Source organism: Streptomyces goshikiensis (assembly GCF_014650555.1).
Lineage (GTDB): Bacteria > Actinomycetota > Actinomycetes > Streptomycetales > Streptomycetaceae > Streptomyces > Streptomyces goshikiensis.
In genome coordinates this window covers 111,931-132,206 of the sequence record NZ_BMVE01000010.1, presented here as the reverse complement: position 1 = coordinate 132,206, position 20,276 = coordinate 111,931, and the positions used below count along the sequence as shown (strand labels likewise).

Here is a 20,276-nt window from a genome sequence, read left to right as displayed (position 1 = left end):
GCATGCTCAGTACGCCTTGGACACTATGAATGCAGCTCATGCATGGTGGATCTCGTCAGCCCCACGGGGCGGCATCCACCGAAGGGAGTGACCATGCAGGCCGTACGGACCATGCGGGACCTCGTCGAGGGCGTAGAGCGCTTTCAGCGGGACGTCTTTCCGGCGAAGGCGGACCTGTTCGCCCGGTTGGCGACGACGCACCGGCCGCAGACGCTGTTCATCGGCTGTTCCGACGCCCGCGTCGTACCCGAGCTGATCACCCAGCGCGAACCGGGCGAGCTGTTCGTCATCCGTACCGCGGGCAATCTGGTGCCCGCCCACGCGCCCGGACCGGACGGTGTCGCGGCCTCGATCGAGTACGCCGTCGCCGTCCTGGGCGTCCGCGACATCGTGGTGTGCGGTCACTCCGCCTGCGGGGCGATGACGGCCCTCGCCGGGGGCGACGACTTCTCCGCCGTACCGGCCGTAGGCCGCTGGCTGCGCCACGCGGGCGCCGCCGCGGGCTCCACCGCGGACCGGCTGGACACCCTGATCCGCGACAACGTCACCGCGCAGCTGGCGAACCTCGCCACCCACCCCCCGGTGGCCCACGCCCTGGCCGCGGGCGCGCTCACCCTGCACGGCTGGGTGTACGACATCGCGACGGGCACGGTCGAGCGCCTCGCCCCGGCGGCGTAACCCCTCTCCCCTTCTCCCCCTCTCCCCCCTATAAGGAAGCGTTCTCATGCTGCAGTCCCAGTTCGACCCCGCCGCCCGTCAGGCCCTCGCCACCCGGGCCGTCGCGGCCAAGACCCGCGAGGACCTCTCCTGGCAGGAGATCGCCGACGCGGCCGGCCTGTCGGTCGCCTTCGTCACCGCGGCCGTACTCGGCCAGCACCCGCTCCCGGCCCCCGCCGCCCGGGCCGTCGCCGCCCTCCTCGGCCTCGACGACGACGACGCGCTCCTGCTGGAGACCGTCCCGACCCGCGGCTCGATCCCGGGCGGCATCCCGACCGACCCGACGATCTACCGCTTCCACGAGATGCTCCAGGTCTACGGCACCACCCTGAAGGCCCTGGTCCACGAGCAGTTCGGCGACGGCATCATCAGCGCGATCAACTTCAAGCTGGACGTGAGGAAGGTCGCCGACCCCGACGGCGGCGAGCGCGCGGTCATCACCCTCGACGGCAAGTACCTCCCCACCAGGCCCTTCTGACCCCGCCGCCCCGCCGATCCGTAGACTGGCGGCCATGGTGAGGCTGGTGCGGCTCCGAGCGGGCCACGCGGACGCCCTGTTGGCGTTCGAACGGGAGAACCGGGAGTACTTCGCGCGGACGGTGCCCGATCGCGGGGACGCCTACTTCGCGGAGTTCGCCTCCCGGCACCGCGCGCTCCTCGCCGAGCAGGACGCCGGGGCCTGTCATTTCCACCTGGTCGTGACCGACCGGGGAGACCTCGTCGGCCGCGTCAACCTCGTGGACGTCGAGGAGGGGAGCGCCGAGCTCGGCTACCGGATCGGCGAGCACGCCGCGGGCCGGGGCGTCGCGACGGCCGCGGTCCGGGAGGTCTGCCGGCTCGCGGGCCCGGCGTACGGCCTCTCCGCGCTCACCGCGGCCACCACTCTGGACAACGCCGCCTCCATGGCCGTGCTCTCCCGCACCGGCTTCGCCGTCGATGGGGACGTCACCCTCGACGGGCGCCCCGGGGTCCGCTACCGGCGCCCGCTGAAGGCCTGACGGCCTGACGGGGACCTGGTGGCGGCGGTGCTCCCGGGGCGGCCGGCCGGCGCTGCCGGAGCGCGCGTGCCCTATCCGGCGGCTCCGGCGGCTCCGGCGCAGGACGGGCAGAGTCCGCGGTAGGTGACCTCGGCCTTCGACACCTCGAACCCGAACCGCTCCCCCTCCGGAAGGTCCGCCAGGGGGTTGCCGGCCGGGGTGACGTCCCGGATGGTCCCGCAGCCGGAGCACACCAGGTGGTGGTGCGGGTGGTGCGCGTTGGGGTCGTAGCGCTTCGCCCGGCCGTCGGTGGACAGCTCCAGGACCTCGCCGAGAAGGACCAGCTCACCCAGGGCGTTGTAGACGGTCGCCCGTGAGATCTCCGGCAGCCGCTCCGCGGCCCGGGCGTGCACCTCGTCCGCCGTGAGGTGGACGTGATCGCCGTCGAGGACCTCCGCCACCACACGGCGCTGGGAGGTCATCCGCCAGCCACGCCCTCTGAGCCGTTCCAGCAGGTCACTCATATCGGGTTCACCTATTCCGGTTCGGTGGGACACCCGGCGTCCGCATGCTTGTCCGGGATCCTATCGGATACGGGTTTGGCATCCTTCTTGACTTGGATTCTGTCCATCGTAGGATCGGTTCCGTCGATAGCCAAGGACATGAACCCCTTGAAGACCTTGAACCGCTTGTTTCGCCGCCCGCAGTTATTCAGCACCGTGATCCGCCCGGCCCGGAAGGATTCCCATGTCTGACAACCATGACGCGATCGTCGTAGACGCCAAGAACGAGGGCGGAGGTGGCTGCCCCGTCGCACACGACCGCGCCCCCCACCCGACCCAAGGCGGCGGAAACCGCCAATGGTGGCCCGAACGCCTGAACCTGAAGATCCTCGCCAAGAACCCGGCCGTGGCCAACCCGCTCGGCGAGGAGTTCGACTACGCCGAGGCCTTCCAGGGCCTGGACCTGCCTGCGGTCAAGCGGGACATCGCCGAGGTGCTGACCACCTCGCAGGACTGGTGGCCCGCCGACTTCGGCCACTACGGCCCCTTCATGATCCGGATGGCCTGGCACAGCGCCGGCACCTACCGCATCAGCGACGGCCGCGGCGGCGCCGGAGCGGGCCAGCAGCGCTTCGCCCCCCTCAACAGCTGGCCGGACAACGGCAACCTCGACAAGGCCCGCCGCCTGCTGTGGCCGGTCAAGAAGAAGTACGGCCAGAGCCTCTCCTGGGCCGACCTCATGATCCTCACCGGCAACGTGGCCCTGGAGCAGATGGGCTTCGAGACCTTCGGCTTCGGCGGCGGCCGCGCGGACGTCTGGGAGCCCGACGAGGACGTCTACTGGGGTCCCGAGACCACCTGGCTCGGCGATGAGCGCTACACCGGTGACCGGGAGCTGGAGAACCCCCTCGGCGCGGTCCAGATGGGCCTCATCTACGTCAACCCCGAGGGCCCGAACGGCACCCCCGACCCGATCGCCGCGGCCCGCGACATCCGCGAGACGTTCCGCCGGATGGCGATGAACGACGAGGAGACCGTCGCGCTGGTCGCCGGCGGCCACACCTTCGGCAAGACCCACGGCGCCGGCCCCGCCGAGAGCGTGGGCGCCGACCCCGAGGCCGCCTCGATCGAGCAGCAGGGCTTCGGCTGGAACAACAGCTTCGGCACCGGCAAGGGCGCCGACGCGATCACCAGCGGCCTTGAGGGCATCTGGACGAACACCCCGATCACCTGGGACAACAGCTTCTTCGAGATCCTCTTCGGCTACGAGTGGGAGCTGTTCAAGAGCCCGGCGGGCGCCCACCAGTGGCGGCCCAAGGAGGGCGCCGGCGCGGGCACCGTCCCCGACGCCCACGACGCGTCGAAGACCCACGCCCCGACGATGCTGACGACCGACCTCTCGCTGCGCTTCGACCCGGCGTACGAGCAGATCTCGCGGCGCTTCCTGGAGGACCCGGCCGCGTTCGCGGACGCCTTCGCCCGCGCCTGGTTCAAGCTGACCCACCGCGACATGGGCCCGGTCGTGCGCTACCTCGGCCCGGAGGTCCCCTCCGAGACCCTGCTGTGGCAGGACCCGCTCCCCGAGGTGAGCCACCCGCTCGTCGGCGCCGAGGACGTCGCCGCCCTCAAGAGCAGCGTCCTCGCCTCGGACCTGACGGTGTCCCAGCTCGTCTCCACCGCCTGGGCGTCGGCCTCGTCCTTCCGCGGCAGCGACAAGCGCGGTGGCGCCAACGGCGCGCGCCTGCGCCTCCAGCCGCAGAGCGGCTGGGAGGTCAACGAGCCCGACCAGCTCGCCACGGTGCTGCGCACCCTGGAGGGCATCCAGGAGTCCTTCAACTCCGCCCAGAGCAACGGCAAGCGCGTCTCCCTCGCCGACCTGATCGTGCTCGCCGGTGGCGCGGGTGTCGAACAGGCCGCGAAGGACGCCGGCTTCGAGGTCCGGGTCCCCTTCACGCCGGGCCGCGCGGACGCCTCGCAGGAGCAGACCGACGTGGAGTCGTTCGCCGCCCTGGAGCCGGCCGCCGACGGGTTCCGCAACTACCTCGGCAAGGGCAACCGGCTGCCGGCCGAGTACCTGCTGCTCGACAAGGCGAACCTGCTGACGCTGAGCGCCCCCGAGCTGACGGTCCTCGTCGGCGGCCTCCGGGTCCTCGGCGCGAACCACCAGCAGTCGCAGCACGGCGTGCTCACGGCGACCCCCGGGTCCCTGACGAACGACTTCTTCGTCAACCTGCTCGACATGGGCACGGCGTGGAAGGCGACGTCCGAGGACGCCAACACCTTCGAGGGCCTCGACACCGCCACCGGCGAGGTCAAGTGGACCGGCACCCGTGCCGACCTCGTCTTCGGCTCCAACTCCGAGCTGCGCGCGGTCGCGGAGGTCTACGCGAGCGATGACGCGAAGGAGAAGTTCGTGACGGACTTCGTCGCCGCGTGGGCCAAGGTCATGGACCTGGACCGCTTCGACCTCGTCTGATCCGACGCCTGATCCGATGTCCGGGCCGGCCCTCACGGGCCGGCCCGGACGTCTTCCACCACTCGGCCCCCGGTTCGGTGGCGGCGGCCGGAATTCCGGTACGGGATAATGGCGTGGCACTCGAACCCCGCCGCGACGCGCACGGGCCGAGGGCGGAAGGGTCTGGGGGCGGCCACTTCCGGCGAGGCACGGCGGGCCGGCGTTCGCCCCCGGCCGGCTGGGAGCAACCGTGGGCACCGAGTACCGAAAGCAGAGCGCATCCACCGGGCACGGCGAGTACGGCGGGCCCGCGCTCGTGGGCCGGCAGCGCGAACTCCTGCTGCTGGAACGGGCCCTCGACGGGGCGCGCTCCGGTGCGGGCGGCTCGGCGGTGGTCCTGCGCGGCGAACCGGGCATCGGGAAGACGGCGTTGCTGGACTGGGCGGCGGCACGCGCCTTCGGGCACGGGTTCACGGTCCTGCGCGCCGTCGGCGTGGAGGCGGAGGTCGCGTCCGCGTTCGGTGTGCTCGACCAGGTGCTGCGGCCGCTGCTGGCGGGTTCGGGGGCCCTGCCCGGAAGTCAACGGGTCGCCCTGGAGTACGCGCTGGGGCTGCGGGACGGACTGCCGCCGGGCGGTTTCATGGTCGGCGCGGCCGCGCTGGCCCTGCTCGCGGAGGAGGCCCGGCGCCGGCCGCTGCTGATCCTCGTGGACGACCTGCACTGCGTGGACCCCTCCAGCAAGGCCGTCCTCGCTTTCCTCCACCAGCGGATCGGGGACCTCCCGCTGGTGATGCTCTCGACGACCCGACCGGACGGATCCGCGCTGGAGGGGTGGCCCACCCACCCCGTGGACGTCGAGGCCCTGTCGGGTACGGACGCCCGCGCCCTGTTGCGCCAGTGGCATCCGGAGCTGGCCGCCACCACCGCCGAGCGCGTGGTGGACGAGGCCGCCGGCAATCCCCTCGCACTGGCCGAACTCCCGCGCCAGCTGCGCCAGGAGCACCAGCGGGGCATCGCACCGCTCCCGGAACGGCTCCCGCTCGGGGAGCGGCTGGAGCGGCTGTTCACGGAGCGGCTGCGGTCGCTGTCCGCGGAGCCGATGCGGGTGCTCCTGCTGACCGCGCTGGGCGGCGACGAGGCCGCCGGGCAGGGCGGCGGCTGGTGGCGGGCCGCCGGCGGGGACGGGGCGGAGATGGCCCTCGACCGCATCGAGGCCAGCGGGCTGGCCCGGCTGGACCACGCGGGCAGGCTGGTGTTCCGGCATCCGCTGGTCCGCAGCGCGGTGATCGCCGCCGCCTCGGAGGCGGAGCGGCGCGCCGCCCACCGGACACTGGCGGGGTACGAGCCCGAGGGCGACGCGCGACGCCTCCTGCACGAGGCCTCCGCGGCCGAGTCCCCCGGTGAGCCGCTCGCCGCGCGGCTCCAGGAGGCCGGTTCACGGCTCGCGCTGCGCGGCGCCGACGCGGAGGGGGCGCTGCTTCTGGACCGCGCGGCGGCGCTCAGCACCGACGCCGGCAACCGGGCGAGACGGCTGACGCTGGCCGCGGTGATGTCGGCGCGCGGCGGCCGGCTGCCGTACACGGCGCGGCTGGTGGAGGAGCTCAAGCAGGGGCCGGTGCCGGCGGACATCGCCCCGCTGTTCGCGTACGCCGTCGTGTACGTGGACCAGAGCCACCACATGGACTTCGAGTCCTCGTTCACCCTGCTGCCGCGCGCCCTGGCCGGGCTGACGGCCACCGCCGCCCGGCCGTTCGGCGACGACCTGGCCGAGCAGGCGTTCTTCAAGCTGCTGCTGGCCACCGCGTACACGGGCGACCCGCGGGGGCGGCGGGCACTGGAGGCCCATCTGGAGCACGTCTCCCCCGCGGCGCGGCTGTGTCACCGCGCCTGGGCCGATCCGCCCCGTACCGCGCACGGCGTCGAGAGCGAACTGCGCTCCATGGTCGAGCGCATGACGAACGATCAGGACACCGGGAAGTCCTGGCTGCTGCTGTGGACCGCCAGTGCGGTGGACGCGGCCGACTGTGGCCTGTGGCGGCTCTTCGCCGGTCAGCACGCGTTCGCCACCCAGGGGTCGGTGGCCAAGGCCAGGGCCTACCGGCACTTCCTGCGCGGCCGCTGGGACACCGCCCAGGAGTGCCTGCGCGAGGCGGACGCCGCGGCGGAAGCCGGCTACCACTCCAACGCGTTGCTGTTCCGGCACTACTACGCGCACTTCCTGGCGGGGCGCGGCGACGAGCGGGGGCTGCGTGAGGTCCGGGCCCGGATCGAGCCCGCGGCGGCCGCGGCCCGGATGCGTTTCGTCACCGACCAGCTGACGCACCTCGGCGCGCTCGCCGCGCTGGCGCACGGCCGCCACGAAGAGGCGTACGGGCGGCTGCGCCGGCTGATGACCCCGGGTGAACTGCCCTCCGGGCTGCCCTGGTTCCACCTGCCCTTCTTCGACTTCGTCCTGGCGGCCGTGCGGTGCGGCAGGGTGGAGGAGGCGGTGGCCCACGTGGCCGCCGGGCGGGCGGCGCGGATGGACGAGATCTCCGGGCACCACGCCTTCCTGCTGGCGGCGGCCGACGCGCTGGCGGCCGGGGCCGAGGAGGAGGACGCGGAGGAGGCCGAGGCCCGGTTCGCCGCGGCCTACGCGGTGCCCGGCGCGGACCGCTGGGTGTTCGACCTGGCCCGGCTGCGGCTGGCCCACGGCTCCCGGCTGCGCCGCCGCGGCCGGCGCGCCGAGGCGGACGACGTGCTGCGCGCCGCCTACCACGCCTTCCTGGACCTGCGGGCCGATCCCTGGGCGGAGCAGTGCCGGGAGGAACTGCGGGCGGCGGGCCGGGCGGTGGACGGCGCGGCGGGCGGCGGGGCGACGGGCGGGGAGCCGCTCACCCCTCAGGAGCTGCGGATCGCGCGCCTGGTCGCCACCGGGCTGACGAACAAGGAGATCGGCGTGGAGCTGCGGCTGTCGCCCCGCACGGTCGCGGCCCACCTGTACAAGGTCTTCCCCAAGCTCGGGATCACCTCGCGAGCCGCCGTGGCCCGGGCCCTCGGGGATCTGACGGAGGTCTGAGGGAGGGTCCGGCGGAGGCCTCCGGCCGGGACTCCTGACGGCCCTTCGGCTTGACCGTGAGCGAACCGGACGCGCCCGGCGCTGGTCCCGCCGTGCACGGCCCGCGCCACGGCGCCCCGGCGGGCGGACGCCGGGGCGGCCGCTGCCGTATCGTCCCTGCGACGGCCGCGCACGGTGGCGCGGGTGTGACTCATCCGTACCGTCCACGGGGCGGTTCGACGACACCACCAGGGGTGGACATGGCAGATCTCGTGCTGCGCGACGACCGCGAGCGCGGTGTACTGGGGGCGTTCGAGGACGGGACCTACCTCGGCGGCATCGCGTACTTCGTGCTCGAAGCGGCGCCGCACGCCCTCGTCGCAGTGCACACCGTCGTCGAGGAGGGCAACGAGGGCCGGGGCATCGCGGGTTCGCTGGCCCGGGAGTTCTACGCGATGGCCCTGCGCGAGGGCGTCCCCGTGGTGCCGCTCTGCCCGTACGTGGCGAAGTGGGCGCAGCGGCACCCGGAGGAGGCCCCGCAGCCTGAGGCCGAGGTGACCCGTACCGCCGAGTGGGAACTCGCGGCGCGCCCCGACCGCTGGTGACGCGGCCGGGCCGCGAGAGCCTGCCTAGGCGGGCTCCCGCGGGCCCGCTTCGCGCAGGGCCTGGGCCATGCCGCCCCGGGTCGTGATGCCGAGCTTGGGGAAGATCTTGTAGAGGTGTGCGCCGACGGTGCGCGGGGACAGCCGCAGCCGCGCGCCGATCTCCCGGTTGGTCAGTCCCTGGGCCGCCAGTTCGGCGATCCTCAGCTCCTGTGCGGACAGCGGGTGCCGGATGCCGCGGGCGGGGGTGCCGGGCCGCTCCGGCTCCGGGCCCGCGCCGCCGGCGGCGGCGAGTTCCCGGGCGGCCTGTCCGGCCCAGGGCGTCGCGCGCAGCCGCTCGAAGACGGTGTGCGCGGCGGCCAGCCGGGCGGCGGCCTCCCGGCGCCGGGAGCGGCGCCTGAGGCAGGCGCCGTGGGCGAGGTGGAGCCGGGCGAGCTCGAAGGGCCAGTCTCCGGCGCCCGGGACGGCGTACGCCGCGGTGTAGTGCTCCTCGGCCCTGTCGTCGGGCGCGGCCAGCGCCTCGGCGGCGGCGACGAGGAACGCGTGGTGGGGCGAGACCTCTGCGACCCCGGCCGCCCGTACGGCCGACAGGTGCGCCCGGGCCTCGTCCCGGTGGCCGCTCTCCACGGCGGCCTGCGCGAAGTCCAGCAGGGTGAGCTGGATCCACGGCACGTCCGGGGGCAGCACACCGGGCGGGGTCAGGGACCGTACGTGGTGCCAGGCCTCGCCGACCCGCCCGTGCCCGAGGGCGCACAGCGCCTTCAGGCCCAGCAGCCGTCCGGTGACGAGGCGGACGCGGTGCTCGGTGGCCCAGGGCGACAGGGTCCGGCCGATGGCCTCCAGGCCGGCGGTGTCGCCCCGGCCGGCGAGGACCTGGGCCTCGTGGAGGAGGAACATCATCTCGTTGAAGCCGTAGCCGTGCGCTGCGGAGGCCGCGGTGCCGCGCCGGGCGCGCGCGAGGGCCTCGTCCCACCGGCCGCGCAGGAAGCCGTCGTGGGTGCGGGCGAGGTCGATGAACGCCTGGGTGACGTAGGTGCCGCCGTGCGCCAGCCGGTTCCACAGGGCGTCGTGCTCGCCGACGCGGTCGACCGCCATCGCGGTCCACAGCAGCAGCCGGTCCGCGAGGGGGTGCGCGTCGTCCCCCAGCTCCGCGGCGGCGGCGCGCAGGCGGGCCGGTACGTCCCGCGCGGTACGGGGCGGGTCGGCCCACGCCTGGTGGCAGAGCGCGGCGAGCGGGGAGCCGCCGGCGGCGTGCCGGTCCAGGGCGGCCCGGGCCCGCTCGTCACCGGTGTGCACGGCGACCAGCAGGAGGACGAACAGCGCCGGCTCCACCAGGGCCGCCCGCCGGGCGGCGTCCCCGGGGGCGGCGGGTTCGCCGGAGGCGGCGGCAACGGCGTCCAGGATCGCGGGCAGCCTCTCGACCGCGGGGACCGAGTCGCAGGCGCGGTGGAGCCGGACGTAGGCGACGACGAGCGCGTACAGGGCAGCCGGCTGCGGCGTGCGCGGGGCGGCCTCCGTCGCGGCCTCGGCGAGCAGCCGGTCCGCGAAGCGCAGCCGGCCGCCCCGGGCGGCCATCTCCGCCGCGGCGACGAGCCGGGCGGCCCTGCGCTCCACGTCCGCCGTGAGTCCGGCGGCGCGCGCCATGACGCTCGCCGCCTCCGCTTCGGCGCCACGGTCCCCCATGGCCTCCGCCTCCGCGTACAGCAGCGCGGCGAGGCCGTCGTCGGGCCCGATCGCGGCGGCCGCGAGGTGGGCGGTCCGCCGCGGGTCGTGCGGCGGCAGCGTGTCGGCGAGCCGGCGGTGGGCGGCGCGGCGTTGCGCGGATGAGGCGATGTGGACGAGGCCGGCGCGTACCAGAGGGTGGCGGAACCGTACGCGGCCCGTCGCCGGGTCGAGGCGCGCGAGCCCGGAGTCCTCGATCGTCCGCCAAGGGCTCGGCGTACCGGGCTGGGTGGGCGCGGCCGGGCCGCCGAGCGCCGCCAGCAGCAGGACGCGCCGGGCCTCCTGCGGCAGGGCGCGCAGCCTGTCCTCGTACAGCCGGCCGAGGCGCTCCCCCAGCGGGAGTTCGCCGAGCAGTTCCGCGCTCTCCGGGTCGGCGAGGACGGCGAGCCGGTCCGGCGCGGCGCGTTCGAGCTCGGCGGGCAGCTCCCGCAGGGCGAGGGGGTTGCCGCCGGCCGCGCGCAGGACGCGGCGGCGGGCCCAGTCGGCGAGATGGGGGTGCAGTACGCGCAGCAGGCGCGCGGCGCGGGTGTCGTCCAGCGGTTCGAGGTCGATCGCGCGGCCCGCCGGGCAGGTCGCGTACGTGCCCTCGTGGCGGGTGGCTCCGATGACGACGAGCGGGAGCCCGGCCGCCCGCTCGGCCACGGAGCGGAACACGGCGGCGCTGGCCGGGTCGGCCCACTGCAGGCCGTCGAGGAGCAGCACGAGGGGCCGGTCGGCGGCGGCGCGGGCCAGCAGCGCGAGCGCGGCGTCGGAGACCTCCGTGACAGCGGGCAGGGCGCCCTCCCTGAGGCCCAGGGCCCGCTCCAGCGGGCCCTGGGCGCCGTCCGGGAGGGCGGGGCCGGTGTCGAGCAGCGGCCACAGCACCTGGTGCAGCGCGGCGAACGGCAGATCGGACTCCGCTTCGGCCCCGGCCATCCGGAGCACGCGCAGACCGGCGCGCGCGGCGCGGTCCTCCGCCCAGTCGAGGAGGGCGGTCTTGCCCATGCCGGGGTCGCCCCGCAGCAGGAGCGCCGCGCCGGTCTCGCGGACGGCGGCCAGGGCGGGCTCCAGGAGCGCCCGCTCCGGACCGCGCCCGGTCCGGTCGGGCCCCGGAGCGGGCTCCGCGGAGTCCGCGGGCTGCATGGGCTCTGCGGGCTCCGCGGGGTCCGCCTGCGCCGCCGTCCCGCTCGCGCTCCCCCACCCGTTCCGGGTCCCGATCTCCACGCGCTGCCCCGCCGTTCTGCCATTCCTGTGCTCAGCGCACAGTAGAACAGCCGCTCGCGCGGGCGGAATCCGCGAGAGGCGGCCTAGCCGCGGGCGGCGAAGGCCTTCGTGAAGGCCAGCGGCTCCTGGAGGATCGAGGAACAGGTCGGGTCGGCGGAGTTCTTGGCGCCGCCCGGGCACTGCTTGTCGCGGGCGCCGGACCACATGGCGAGCCAGCCGAGACCCTTGGCGCGGGCGAACTCCACGAGCTGCGTGGCGTCCTGCACCGTGAAGACCTCGCTGCTGACGTCGTTGACACCGATCATCGGCGTGACCGCCACGGCCTTCCACGCCGCCGCGTCACCGAGACCGAGCACCCCCTTGATCTGTGCCTGCGTGGCCGTGGCCGCCTGGATGGCGTATCCGCCCATGTCCCCGCTGTACGCCGGGCCGTAGTCCATCGCCATGATGTTGACGGCGGAGATCGCCACCCCGTTCTGCCGGGCGTTGGCTATCAGGTCCACGCCCGGCTGGGTGAGGCCCTCGGGCATCACGGGGAGGGTGAAGGAGACGTCGAGCCCGGGGTGCGACTTCTGCAACTGCGCGATGGCCTGGGCACGCCGGGTGTTGGCGGCGGTGTCGGGCAGGGCCGCGCCCTCGATGTCGAAGTCCACCTTGGTCAGCCCGTACGTGTCCACGACCTTCCCGTACGCGGCGGCGAGGCTGTCGGCGGAGGTGCACACCAGCCCCAGTTCGGAGCCGGCCGCGCCGCCGAACGACACCCGGACGTCCCCGCCCTTCGCCCGCAGGGCGGCGATCTGCGAGGCGACCCGGTCCGCGTCGAGGGCCGTGGTGCCGCCCCAGAGCGGGGAGCAGGCACCGCCGGAGGTGACGAAGGCGAGGTTGAACTCCTTGACCCCGGTCTTCGCCGCCGTGTCGAGCAGGTCGTAGGACGGATAGAGCGAGGTGTCCACGTACGGCGCGAAGGCGGCGCCGCCGGAGGGCCGGGGCGCGGTGGCGGTCGGCTTCGGCCCGGTGGTGGCGGTGGGCGCCGTGGTGGGCCGGGCGGTCGGCTTGACCGTGGGCTGGGGCGCGGTCGCGGTCGCCGTCGGCGCGGTGGTGGGCCGGCCGCTGGGGCTGGGCGTCGCCCCGGTCCCCGCCGAGCACTTCTCCTTGTTGATCAGACAGCCCGTCGGCGCCCCCGCGTCCTGTCCGGCGGCGGTGACGAATCCGACGGTGACCGAGGCGCCGGGCGCGAGGCCCGCGGTGTCCCAGCGGGGCGGCTTGACCGTGACGTGCTGCCCGCTGACGCTCTGTTCGCCGTTCCAGAGCGAGGCGATGCTCGTACCGGCGGGCAGGTCGAACTCAAGGGTCCAGTCCTTCAGCGCCGCACCGCCGTGGTTGGTGATGACGTACTGCCCGGTGTAACCGGTGCTCCAGCTGCTCGCCTTGGTGAAGGCGGCGCCGACCGACGCGGCCTGCGCGGTACCGGTCAACGCCAGCGCGGTACCCCCGACGGCAGCCGCGACGGCCAACGCCCCGGCCGCCTTTGCCTTGCCGCTCGTCGTACGGCGATGGGAATTGCCAGTCATGGGGACCTGCCTCTGGAGTCGGGATGAGGATCGATCAGCACGCTAGCGACCACAAACCCGGCAAATCCCCACCCCGCCCCCCACCCCTCCGTTCTTGAGCCCCCCTTAAGCCAGAGGTAAGCACCACCTCAGAAACACCACCCCCACCACCCCGGCGCACACCCCGCACTACCCTCAACCGCGTGAAGCCACTTCAGGAGCGGGCGATGGACAACGAGATTCAGCTGATCAGTGACGGCGACGGACTGGCGGTCATCGGAAACCCGACGGACGTCGACCGCTTCCTCACCTCGGAGGGCCTTTCCTCGAAGGACCTCGGACTGCAGCGGCTCAAGTCCGTTGCCGGTACGGGGGCTGGAGCCGCTCAGGCGGGTTCGGAGATCGCCGCCAACTCCGGCCGCTGGGTGCAGCTGACGCAGGAGTCGGCGCGGCTCGTCGAGAAGTACGGGCTGAGGGAGAGCTCGAAGACGGGTCTCAGCACCGGCGTGGTGAAGGGGCAAAAGGGCCAGGTCCGGGGATTCCTGGAATTCGTGAAGGGGCCCCGGTCGCTCCTGACCAACCCGGCCGCTCTCGCCGGCGCCGCCAGGATCATGACGCAGGTCGCGATGCAGCAGACCATGGACGAGATCACCGACTACCTCGCCACGATCGACGAGAAGGTCGACGACGTGCTGCGCGCGCAGAAGGACGCCGCGCTGGCCCGCATGATCGGAGTGGGCTTCGTCATCGAGGAGGCCATGACCCTCCGGGAGAAGAGGGGCAGGGTCGACGAGGTCACCTGGTCGAAGGTGCAGGCCGTACCGGCGACGATCGCGGAGACCCAGGCGTACGCGTTGCGCCAACTCGACGCTCTGGCCGAGAAGATGGAGATCAAGACCAAGATCGGTGATCTCGCCGAGGCGGCCCGGGAGGCCGAGTCCGGGGTGCGGGAGTGGCTCGCCGTTCTGGCTCGCTGCTTCCAGTTGCAGGACGCGATCGCCGTGCTCGAACTCGACCGGGTGCTGGACGCGTCTCCGGAGGAGCTGCACGGGCATCGCCTCGGGCTGAAGGCCGCCCGGCAGGCCCGGCTGGAGCACATCTCGCGGAGCACGCAGCGCTTGGTGGCCAGGATGAACGCGGCCGCCGGCGCCGCCAACGCGAAGGTGTTGCTGCACCCGGCCAAATCTCCCGCCGTCGTCCAGTCGAGCAACGACGTCGCGACCGGAGTCCATGACTTCCACGGCCGGCTCGGGATCACCTCCGGTCGCCGGTCATCGGAGGCGAGGCGATGGGCGGATGCGGCCGCGGAGGCGAAGGACAAGGCGCTCGCGGCGGGAGCGAAGGGCGTCGATGCCGCCAGGGCCCTCGGCAGCGGGACCCTCGACCGGGCCGGCTCGGTGAAGGGCAGGCTCTCCGACGGGATCGCCGAGCGGACCCGCCGTCGGCGCGGGGACGCGGAGGGCTGAGTCGGCGTCGTTCGGAAGGTCGGGAGGCGGGGGGCGGCGTACGTTGGAAAGGACTGCGGGGGGTGGTGGCGCAGGAAGGGCGGGCCCATGGCAGAGGCCTCCGGTACTCACCTCCGCCAGAAGGCGGCCGGGCTGCTGGACAGCCCGTTCATCGGGATGTCCCCGTGGATCGTGTTCTCGCTGTTCGTAGGGCCGGGGCGCTTCGAGTGGGCGGTCGTGATCGCGCTGACGATCTCCATCGCCCTCGTCGTCGTGAGCCGGCTGCTCAAGCCCGGTGGCTCGCTGAAGATCCTTGAGGTCTCGGACGTCGTGTTCTTCGCGATCCTCGCCGTCATCGGCGCCCTGGCCAGCCCCGGTACGCACCGCTGGCTGGAGACCTACGCCGGTGAGGTCTCCAACATCGCCCTGATGGCCATCGCCTTCGGCTCCATGGCCCTCCACAAGCCCTTCACCCTCCAGTACGCGCGCGAGCGGGTCGATCCCGCGCTGTGGTACTCCCCGGCCTTCCTCCGGACCAACTACATGATCACGGGGGTGTGGGGGCTGGCCTTCCTGGTGGCCGCGATCGCCGGGGCCTTCGGTGACCTGGTCCTGCACAACCCGAACAACATCTGGACCGGGTGGATCATCCAGGTCCTGGCCATCGTCGCGGCCCTGCGCTTCACCGCCTGGTACCCCGAGGTCGTCCGGGCGCGGGCGCACGGCGGTCCCCAGCGCCTGCCGCTCGCCGGGCTGCTCCTCCCGCTCGCGGGCCTGCTCGTACCGATCGGGATCGCCGTCCTCGTCTTCGACGGGCAGCTGTGGTGGCTCGGCGTCGCCCTGATCGTCGTCGGCGGCGGGCTGACCCGGCGGCTGAAGCAGCAGAACGACCGCGACGGTACGCAGCCGGCCCCCGCCGGGCCGGACGGCCCCGGGTAGGGAGCCCGTCAGCCGGGTGGCGGGGCGATCCGCACCTCGTGGTCCGCCCCGGCTCCGTCGGCGAGGAACGAGGCCAGTTCCCGGCCCTCCTCGGCGACGGCGGCGCTCTCGGCCCGGGAGAAGCGGCGCAGCGGGGTGACCGTCACGGCGGCGGCCGCAGCCTTCCAGGTCGCGGCGACCCGGCCGTCGACGAGGACGACGCGCTCGCCTGCGACGGACAGGCCGCGGTGGGCGTCGTCGATGATCCGGCCGCGGTGCTGGTAGCCGAGGATCGCGTTGTCGAACGCCGGCAGGAACCGCACCGGGGCGGGTGTGGCGGGGTCGGGACGCGGGGCGTCGGGGAGGTCCAGCAGCTGTCGGCCGCGCTCGTCCCGGAAGGTGACCAGTTCCGCGCGCATCGCGGCCACCGCGGCCGGGAGCCCCGCGAGTCCGCACCAGGCGCGCAGGTCGGCCGGGGCGGCGGGGCCGTACGCGGCCAGGTAGCGGCGGACCAGCGCCTGGCCGACGGGATCGGAGGCGTCCGGGGACGGCGGGTCGATCTCGCGGCCCAGCCAGGAGGAGAGCGGTACGTTGCGCACGCCGCCCTTGGCCCGCCACAGCCCGCGCGGCGGCAGCTGCACCACCGGGACGAGGGCGGCGACCAGCATCTCCCCCAGGGCCCGCGGCCCCGGCTCGGGCCAGCGCCCGGCGAGCGCCCGCGCGAGTTCGGTCATCGAGCGGGGCTCCCCGTCGGCCAGTACCGCCCCGCCCGCCGCGGCGAGCTCGTCGAGGTCCACTCCGGCGAGCTCGGCGCGGTAGTTCCCGAGCACCCGCTGGCGCAGCATGGCGTCGTGGCGGGAGCGCCAGGCCAGCGCGTCCTCGGCGGCGAGGAGGTGGACGGTGCGTCGCATCAGGTGCGTCCGTACGACCCGGCGCCGGACCAGCAGCTCCGAGAGCGTGCCGGGCTCGAAGGCCCGCAGCCTTGCCCAGAGCCCGACGAACGGCTCCTGGGGTTCCTGGGCCTGCATGCCCCCGAGGTGCGCCACCGCGTCGAGCGCCGGCAGATCGGCGCGATCGAGCAGCAGCTGCCGGGCGAGAGTGGCGCGGCCCAGCGCCCGCGCGTCGAGCACGGTCATCGTGGCCGGCTCCTTCCAGTCGTTCCAGTGGTTCTTGTCGTTCGGTACGGTCACGGTCGCAGGGGTAGCGGACAGGTACTGTCCGCTACCTGGGGCACCATGGGTGTCATGGCGAAGACCTCGGCACGGCTGCTGTCCCTGCTCTCCCTGCTCCAGGCGCGCCGGGACTGGCCGGGGCAGCTGCTGGCCGACCGGCTGGAGGTCACCCCGCGCACGGTGCGCCGCGACGTGGACCGCCTGCGGGAGCTCGGCTATCCCATCGCCGCGACCCGGGGCCCCGACGGCGGCTACCGGCTCGATGCCGGTTCGGAGCTGCCGCCGCTGCTGTTCGACGACGACCAGGCCGTCGCCCTCGCGGTCGCCCTCCAGACGGCCGCCGGCACCGGCGCCGGGATCGAGGAGGCCGCGGCGCGCGCCTTGAACACCGTCCGGCAGGTCATGCCCGCCCGGCTGCGCCACCGCATCGACGCCCTGCGGGTCACGGCGGTCGAACGGGCGCCGGACCGGCCGCGTCCGCAGGCCGACCCGCAAGTACTGCTGACGCTCAGCGCGGCCGTCCACGCCCGTCACCTGCTGCGCTTCGACTACCCGGCGGCCGACGGCGCCGCCGACGCCCCCGTGCGCCGGGTGGAGCCCCACCACCTCGTCACCTGGAGCGGGCGCTGGTACCTCGTCGCCTGGGACCTCGACCGTACGGACTGGCGGACCTTCCGCGCGGACCGGATCGGCCCTCGCTCCCCCACCGGGCCCCGGTTCACGCCGCGCGAGCTGCCCGGCGGGGACGTGGCCGCCTTCGTCTCCGACCGGTTCCGGGGCGCCGCGGGTACCGGGGACTGGCCCTGCCGCGGCGAGGTGGTCCTCGACCTGCCCGCCGCGGCCGTGTCCCGCTACGCCGGCGACGGGATCGTCGAGGAACTCGGCCCGGACCGGTGCCGTCTCGTGCTCGGCGCCTGGTCCTGGCCCGGTCTGGCGGCGACCATCGGGAAGTTCGACGCCGACATCGAGGTCGTCGGCCCGCCCGAGCTCAGGGCCGCCTTCGCCCACCTGGCCCGCCGCTACGCCGCCGCCGGGGCCCGGGTGTCACCAGGTGACGGGGAGGGCGTGCAGGCCGTTGAAGAACTCCCTTGAGCGCCAGCTCAGTTCGCCGTGGGGAACGGCGAGGCGCAGTTGCGGCATGCGGATGAGGACCCGCTCCAGGGCCACCTGGAGTTCCAGCCGGGCGAGGTGCGCGCCGAGGCAGTAGTGGACTCCGTACCCGAGGGTGAGGTGTGAGGTGCCGGAGCGGTCGAGGGCGAGCCGTTCCGGGTCGGGGAAGGCGGCGGGGTCGCGGTTGGCGGCGGACAGGTCCCCGATGACGGGCTCGCCTCGGCGCACCAGGACCCCGCCGAGTTCGATGTCCTCCAGGGCGTAGCGCGGGGAGAGCGGCATGCCGTTGAACAGCGGCAGGTAGCGCAGCAGTTCCTCGACGGCCTGCGGGATCAGCCCCGGGTCCGCGCGCAGCCGGGCCCACAGGTGGCGACCGGCGCCTTCGGGGTGCAGCAGGAGCGAGAAGGAGTTGCCGATCTGGCTGGCGGTGGTGACGAAGCCGCCGACGAGGATCTCGTTGACGAGGATCATGACCTCCTCCTCGGAGAGGGTCCCGTCCTTGTCGCAGGCCCCGGTCATCAGGCTCAGCAGGTCGTCGGCGGGCTCCCGTCGGCGTTCCTCCACCCAGGTCGCCAGCAGGGCGGTGAACTCGTCGGCTTCGCTCCGCATCCGCTCGGGCGCGACCCGGCCCGAGCACACGGTGTCCGCCCAGGCCCGTACGCGCGGGTGATCGGCGGCCGGTACGCCCATCAGCGCGCAGATCGCCGTCACGGGCAGCGGGAACGCGAAGTCCTCGACCAGGTCGGCGGGCGGCCCGGTGTCGCCCATCCGGTCGAGCAGCCCGTCGGCGATGCCCCGGATGTCGTCGCGCAGGCGCTCGACGCGGCGCGCGGTGAACGCCTTGCCGAGCAGGGACCGCAGGCGGGTGTGGTCGGGGGCGTCGTTGCCGACGAGGCCGCCGAGGTGGCTGACCTGGGGCGTGGTGCGGGGCGGGTCGCGGCGGGCGGCTTCGGCGAGGCTGAAGCGGGGGTCGGACAGGACGGTACGGACGTCCTCGTGGCGGGTGGCCAGCCAGGCCTCCTCTCCGTAGGGGAGCCGCACCCGCGCGAGGGGCCGCTCCCGCAACGCGGGGTAGCCGGGGTACGGGTCCAGCCCCTGGGCCGACCAGAAGGGGTAGTCGAGGGGGTCCGGGTGGAGAGACATGGGATGTCAGCCCTTTCCTGGAGGGGGTGAGCGGTCGGGGAGCGGTAGTGAAGCGGCGCCGGGCGCGGTCAGCGGGGGCCCACCGGTACGACGACGTGCGTGGGCGGCGGCGCGCTGTCGTCGACGGTGGCGGTGAAGTCGAGGCCGTCGTCGCGGCAGACGAACTGCATGACCTGCCGTCCGGCGGCGGCCGCCCGGATGAGGCCGCCCGTGGTGGCCCAGACGCCGGAGAGGTAGAAGTTCCGCAGGCCGGGCAGGACCGGCCCGTGCTTCTTGACGAGTTCCTCCATGGTCTCGCCGCCTTCGACGAAGGGCTGCCAGCCGAGGACGGTCCCGTCGTAGTTGCCCGTGTAGCGGATCTGGGTGAGGGGCGTGGAGGTGTCGCGCACCGCGATGGAGTCCTTCAGCCCCGGGTAGCGCTCCTCCAGGAAGGCCACGACGGTGTCCCGGACCCGGTGTTTGGCGGCCGAGTAGGCGCGGCCGCGCCGGACGGGGAGCGTGTGGTGCTCCTCTCCGCGGCGGGGCCGGCTGAGCTGCTCGGGGCCTTCGCTGAGCCCCCGCCAGGGGGCGGTGTCGGAGAAGTACGTGGCGTAGACGACGGTGGTGTCGCGGGGCGACAGCTCGGGGTAGAACCGGCTGCGGAACTGGACGTTGAGGCTGGGGTGGCGGATGCCGGGCAGCCGGGCGGCGGTGGCCTCGTCGAGGAGGTGGGTGGTGGTGGGGTCGCCCTGGGGGAACTCGCGGCGCAGGCCGAGGAAGACGCTGACGTAGCCGGGGAAGACCATGCCGGGCTCTTCGATGGTCTGGGTGTAGAGCCGCCGGTAGGTGTCGTCGAGGTAGCGGCCTTCGAGGAACTTCATCAGGGTGGTGTGCCCGTCGCACGCGGAGACGACGATGTCGGCGCGGTGTTCGCTCCCGTCGGCGAGCCGCACGCCGACCGCGCGGTCGTTCTCGACGAGGATCCGCTCGACCTTGGCGTTGTAGGTGATCTCGCCGCCGAGCCGGGCGTAGCGCGCCTCGATGGAGCGGGCGAGTCCGAGGGAGCCGCCCTCGGGCACCCCGGCCGAGCGGTTCGCCTGCGCGGCCATCTGGAAGTAGAAGGGCAGTACGGGAAAGGCGGGGTGCTTCTCCAGCAGGATGTAGTTGAACGCCTCGCGCAGCAGGGGGTCCTGGAAGCGGGCCGAGTACTCCGTCATCAGCACCGACATCGAGGTGCGGAAGAGGTTGAGGTAGGGGACGAAGCCGGCCAGCATGCGCCAGCGCTCCCACCGGCTCATCAGCCCGACGGGCTTGAGGAAGGGGTACGTGGACAGGCAGGTGCGGAATTTGCGCAGTCCGGCGCAGAACCCGCGGATGAGGCGGGCGTCGGCCGGCGAGAGGGACAGCAGGTGCGCTTCGAGCCGGTCGGGGTCGCTGTAGAAGTACACGGCGCGCCCGTCCCGGCCGCGCACGATGTTGAAGACGTCGAAGTGCCGCATCTCCTTGCCTTGGAGCGCGCCCAGTTCGAGCCAGATCTGGTGCATCTCGTTGCCGGGGCCGTTGCCCAGCAGCCAGCTGACGCAGCAGTCGAAGGTGAAGTCGCCCCGGCCCCAGCCGGTGCAGCAGCCGCCGGGAATGTCGTGCATCTCGAAGATCCGGCTGCGGTAGCCGTTCATCTGGGCGTAGCAGCCGGTGGACAGGCCGCCGAGCCCCCCGCCGATCACGATCATGGTTTGCCTGTTT

At 73.8% G+C, this 20,276-nt stretch carries 15 protein-coding genes; 9 read left to right on the top strand and 6 right to left on the bottom strand.

All coding sequences use genetic code 11. The features are described from left to right. Positions 1-111 precede the first annotated feature (111 nt). The 3 genes from IE248_RS25910 to IE248_RS25900 are packed head-to-tail and all read left to right on the top strand — an operon-like array spanning position 112 to position 1,715. Positions 112-678, top strand: a complete 567-nt coding sequence (locus IE248_RS25910) for a carbonic anhydrase (RefSeq protein WP_190031938.1) — start codon at positions 112-114, stop codon at positions 676-678. A gap of 46 nt (positions 679-724) precedes the next feature. Beyond that, positions 725-1,195, top strand: coding sequence for a cyanase (cynS, locus tag IE248_RS25905; protein WP_008742991.1), 471 nt, complete (start codon positions 725-727; stop codon positions 1,193-1,195). A gap of 34 nt (positions 1,196-1,229) precedes the next feature. Then, positions 1,230-1,715 (top strand): GNAT family N-acetyltransferase, encoded by a 486-nt coding sequence (locus IE248_RS25900; protein ID WP_190031861.1) that lies wholly within the window; start codon positions 1,230-1,232, stop codon positions 1,713-1,715. A 71-nt stretch (positions 1,716-1,786) separates the two neighbouring features. Here the strand turns inward: IE248_RS25900 and IE248_RS25895 are convergent, their stop codons facing one another. Continuing rightward, on the bottom strand, positions 1,787-2,218 hold the full coding sequence (locus tag IE248_RS25895) for a Fur family transcriptional regulator (protein WP_190031860.1): 432 nt from the start codon (positions 2,216-2,218) through the stop codon (positions 1,787-1,789). Between the two features lie 223 nt (positions 2,219-2,441). Here IE248_RS25895 and katG point away from each other — a divergent pair, with 223 nt between their 5' ends. The 3 genes from katG (at position 2,442) to IE248_RS25880 (ending at position 8,294) form a co-directional block, all read left to right on the top strand. Next, positions 2,442-4,673 (top strand): catalase/peroxidase HPI, encoded by a 2,232-nt coding sequence (gene katG, locus IE248_RS25890; RefSeq protein ID WP_190031859.1) that lies wholly within the window; start codon positions 2,442-2,444, stop codon positions 4,671-4,673. 229 nt (positions 4,674-4,902) lie between these two features. Continuing rightward, entirely contained in the window at positions 4,903-7,710 is a 2,808-nt protein-coding gene (locus IE248_RS25885) for an AAA family ATPase (protein WP_190031858.1), read from the top strand. A gap of 239 nt (positions 7,711-7,949) precedes the next feature. Beyond that, entirely contained in the window at positions 7,950-8,294 is a 345-nt protein-coding gene (locus IE248_RS25880) for a GNAT family N-acetyltransferase (RefSeq protein ID WP_037799163.1), read from the top strand. A gap of 24 nt (positions 8,295-8,318) precedes the next feature. On the opposite strand, the gene IE248_RS38265 is transcribed toward IE248_RS25880, so the two are convergent. Together IE248_RS38265 and IE248_RS25870 are read right to left on the bottom strand one after the other, a co-directional pair. Further along, positions 8,319-11,135 (bottom strand): AAA family ATPase, encoded by a 2,817-nt coding sequence (locus IE248_RS38265; RefSeq protein ID WP_190031857.1) that lies wholly within the window; start codon positions 11,133-11,135, stop codon positions 8,319-8,321. 164 nt (positions 11,136-11,299) lie between these two features. Then, positions 11,300-12,787 carry a glycoside hydrolase family 18 protein gene (locus IE248_RS25870; protein WP_037796914.1) on the bottom strand — a complete coding sequence of 496 codons (1,488 nt, stop codon included), beginning with the start codon at positions 12,785-12,787 and terminating at the stop codon, positions 11,300-11,302. A gap of 206 nt (positions 12,788-12,993) precedes the next feature. Here IE248_RS25870 and IE248_RS25865 point away from each other — a divergent pair, with 206 nt between their 5' ends. Next, positions 12,994-14,232, top strand: coding sequence for a hypothetical protein (locus IE248_RS25865; protein ID WP_190031937.1), 1,239 nt, complete (start codon positions 12,994-12,996; stop codon positions 14,230-14,232). Between the two features lie 87 nt (positions 14,233-14,319). Next, positions 14,320-15,150 carry a hypothetical protein gene (locus IE248_RS25860; RefSeq protein WP_037796916.1) on the top strand — a complete coding sequence of 277 codons (831 nt, stop codon included), beginning with the start codon at positions 14,320-14,322 and terminating at the stop codon, positions 15,148-15,150. Between the two features lie 8 nt (positions 15,151-15,158). Here IE248_RS25860 and IE248_RS25855 read toward each other — a convergent pair whose 3' ends face one another. Further along, a complete protein-coding gene (locus IE248_RS25855; RefSeq protein ID WP_190031936.1) occupies positions 15,159-16,265 on the bottom strand; it encodes a winged helix DNA-binding domain-containing protein in 1,107 nt (368 codons plus the stop codon). Between the two features lie 108 nt (positions 16,266-16,373). Between IE248_RS25855 and IE248_RS25850 the strand changes: the two genes are divergently transcribed. Then, positions 16,374-17,393 carry a helix-turn-helix transcriptional regulator gene (locus IE248_RS25850; protein ID WP_190031856.1) on the top strand — a complete coding sequence of 340 codons (1,020 nt, stop codon included), beginning with the start codon at positions 16,374-16,376 and terminating at the stop codon, positions 17,391-17,393. Here the strand turns inward: IE248_RS25850 and IE248_RS25845 are convergent. Then, the gene (locus IE248_RS25845) at positions 17,346-18,554 is read right to left on the bottom strand and encodes a cytochrome P450 (protein WP_190031855.1); all 1,209 of its coding nucleotides are present in this window, start codon (positions 18,552-18,554) and stop codon (positions 17,346-17,348) included. The two genes, IE248_RS25850 and IE248_RS25845, sit on opposite strands and share 48 nt — an antisense overlap. Before the next feature lie 68 nt (positions 18,555-18,622). After that, positions 18,623-20,263 carry a phytoene desaturase family protein gene (locus IE248_RS25840; protein WP_190031935.1) on the bottom strand — a complete coding sequence of 547 codons (1,641 nt, stop codon included), beginning with the start codon at positions 20,261-20,263 and terminating at the stop codon, positions 18,623-18,625. Between the last annotated feature and the right edge of the window lie 13 nt (positions 20,264-20,276).

Coding starts and splice junctions, on each gene's coding strand:
- katG (WP_190031859.1), top strand. CDS start 2,442: ATGTCTGACAACCATGACGCGATCGTCGTAGACGCCAAGAACGAGGGC.
- IE248_RS25840 (WP_190031935.1), bottom strand. CDS start 20,263: ATGATCGTGATCGGCGGGGGGCTCGGCGGCCTGTCCACCGGCTGCTAC.
- IE248_RS25910 (WP_190031938.1), top strand. CDS start 112: ATGCGGGACCTCGTCGAGGGCGTAGAGCGCTTTCAGCGGGACGTCTTT.
- IE248_RS25895 (WP_190031860.1), bottom strand. CDS start 2,218: ATGAGTGACCTGCTGGAACGGCTCAGAGGGCGTGGCTGGCGGATGACC.
- IE248_RS25870 (WP_037796914.1), bottom strand. CDS start 12,787: ATGACTGGCAATTCCCATCGCCGTACGACGAGCGGCAAGGCAAAGGCG.
- IE248_RS25850 (WP_190031856.1), top strand. CDS start 16,374: ATGGCGAAGACCTCGGCACGGCTGCTGTCCCTGCTCTCCCTGCTCCAG.
- IE248_RS25865 (WP_190031937.1), top strand. CDS start 12,994: ATGGACAACGAGATTCAGCTGATCAGTGACGGCGACGGACTGGCGGTC.
- IE248_RS25845 (WP_190031855.1), bottom strand. CDS start 18,554: ATGTCTCTCCACCCGGACCCCCTCGACTACCCCTTCTGGTCGGCCCAG.
- IE248_RS25900 (WP_190031861.1), top strand. CDS start 1,230: ATGGTGAGGCTGGTGCGGCTCCGAGCGGGCCACGCGGACGCCCTGTTG.
- IE248_RS25880 (WP_037799163.1), top strand. CDS start 7,950: ATGGCAGATCTCGTGCTGCGCGACGACCGCGAGCGCGGTGTACTGGGG.
- IE248_RS25855 (WP_190031936.1), bottom strand. CDS start 16,265: ATGACCGTGCTCGACGCGCGGGCGCTGGGCCGCGCCACTCTCGCCCGG.
- IE248_RS38265 (WP_190031857.1), bottom strand. CDS start 11,135: ATGCAGCCCGCGGACTCCGCGGAGCCCGCTCCGGGGCCCGACCGGACC.
- cynS (WP_008742991.1), top strand. CDS start 725: ATGCTGCAGTCCCAGTTCGACCCCGCCGCCCGTCAGGCCCTCGCCACC.
- IE248_RS25860 (WP_037796916.1), top strand. CDS start 14,320: ATGGCAGAGGCCTCCGGTACTCACCTCCGCCAGAAGGCGGCCGGGCTG.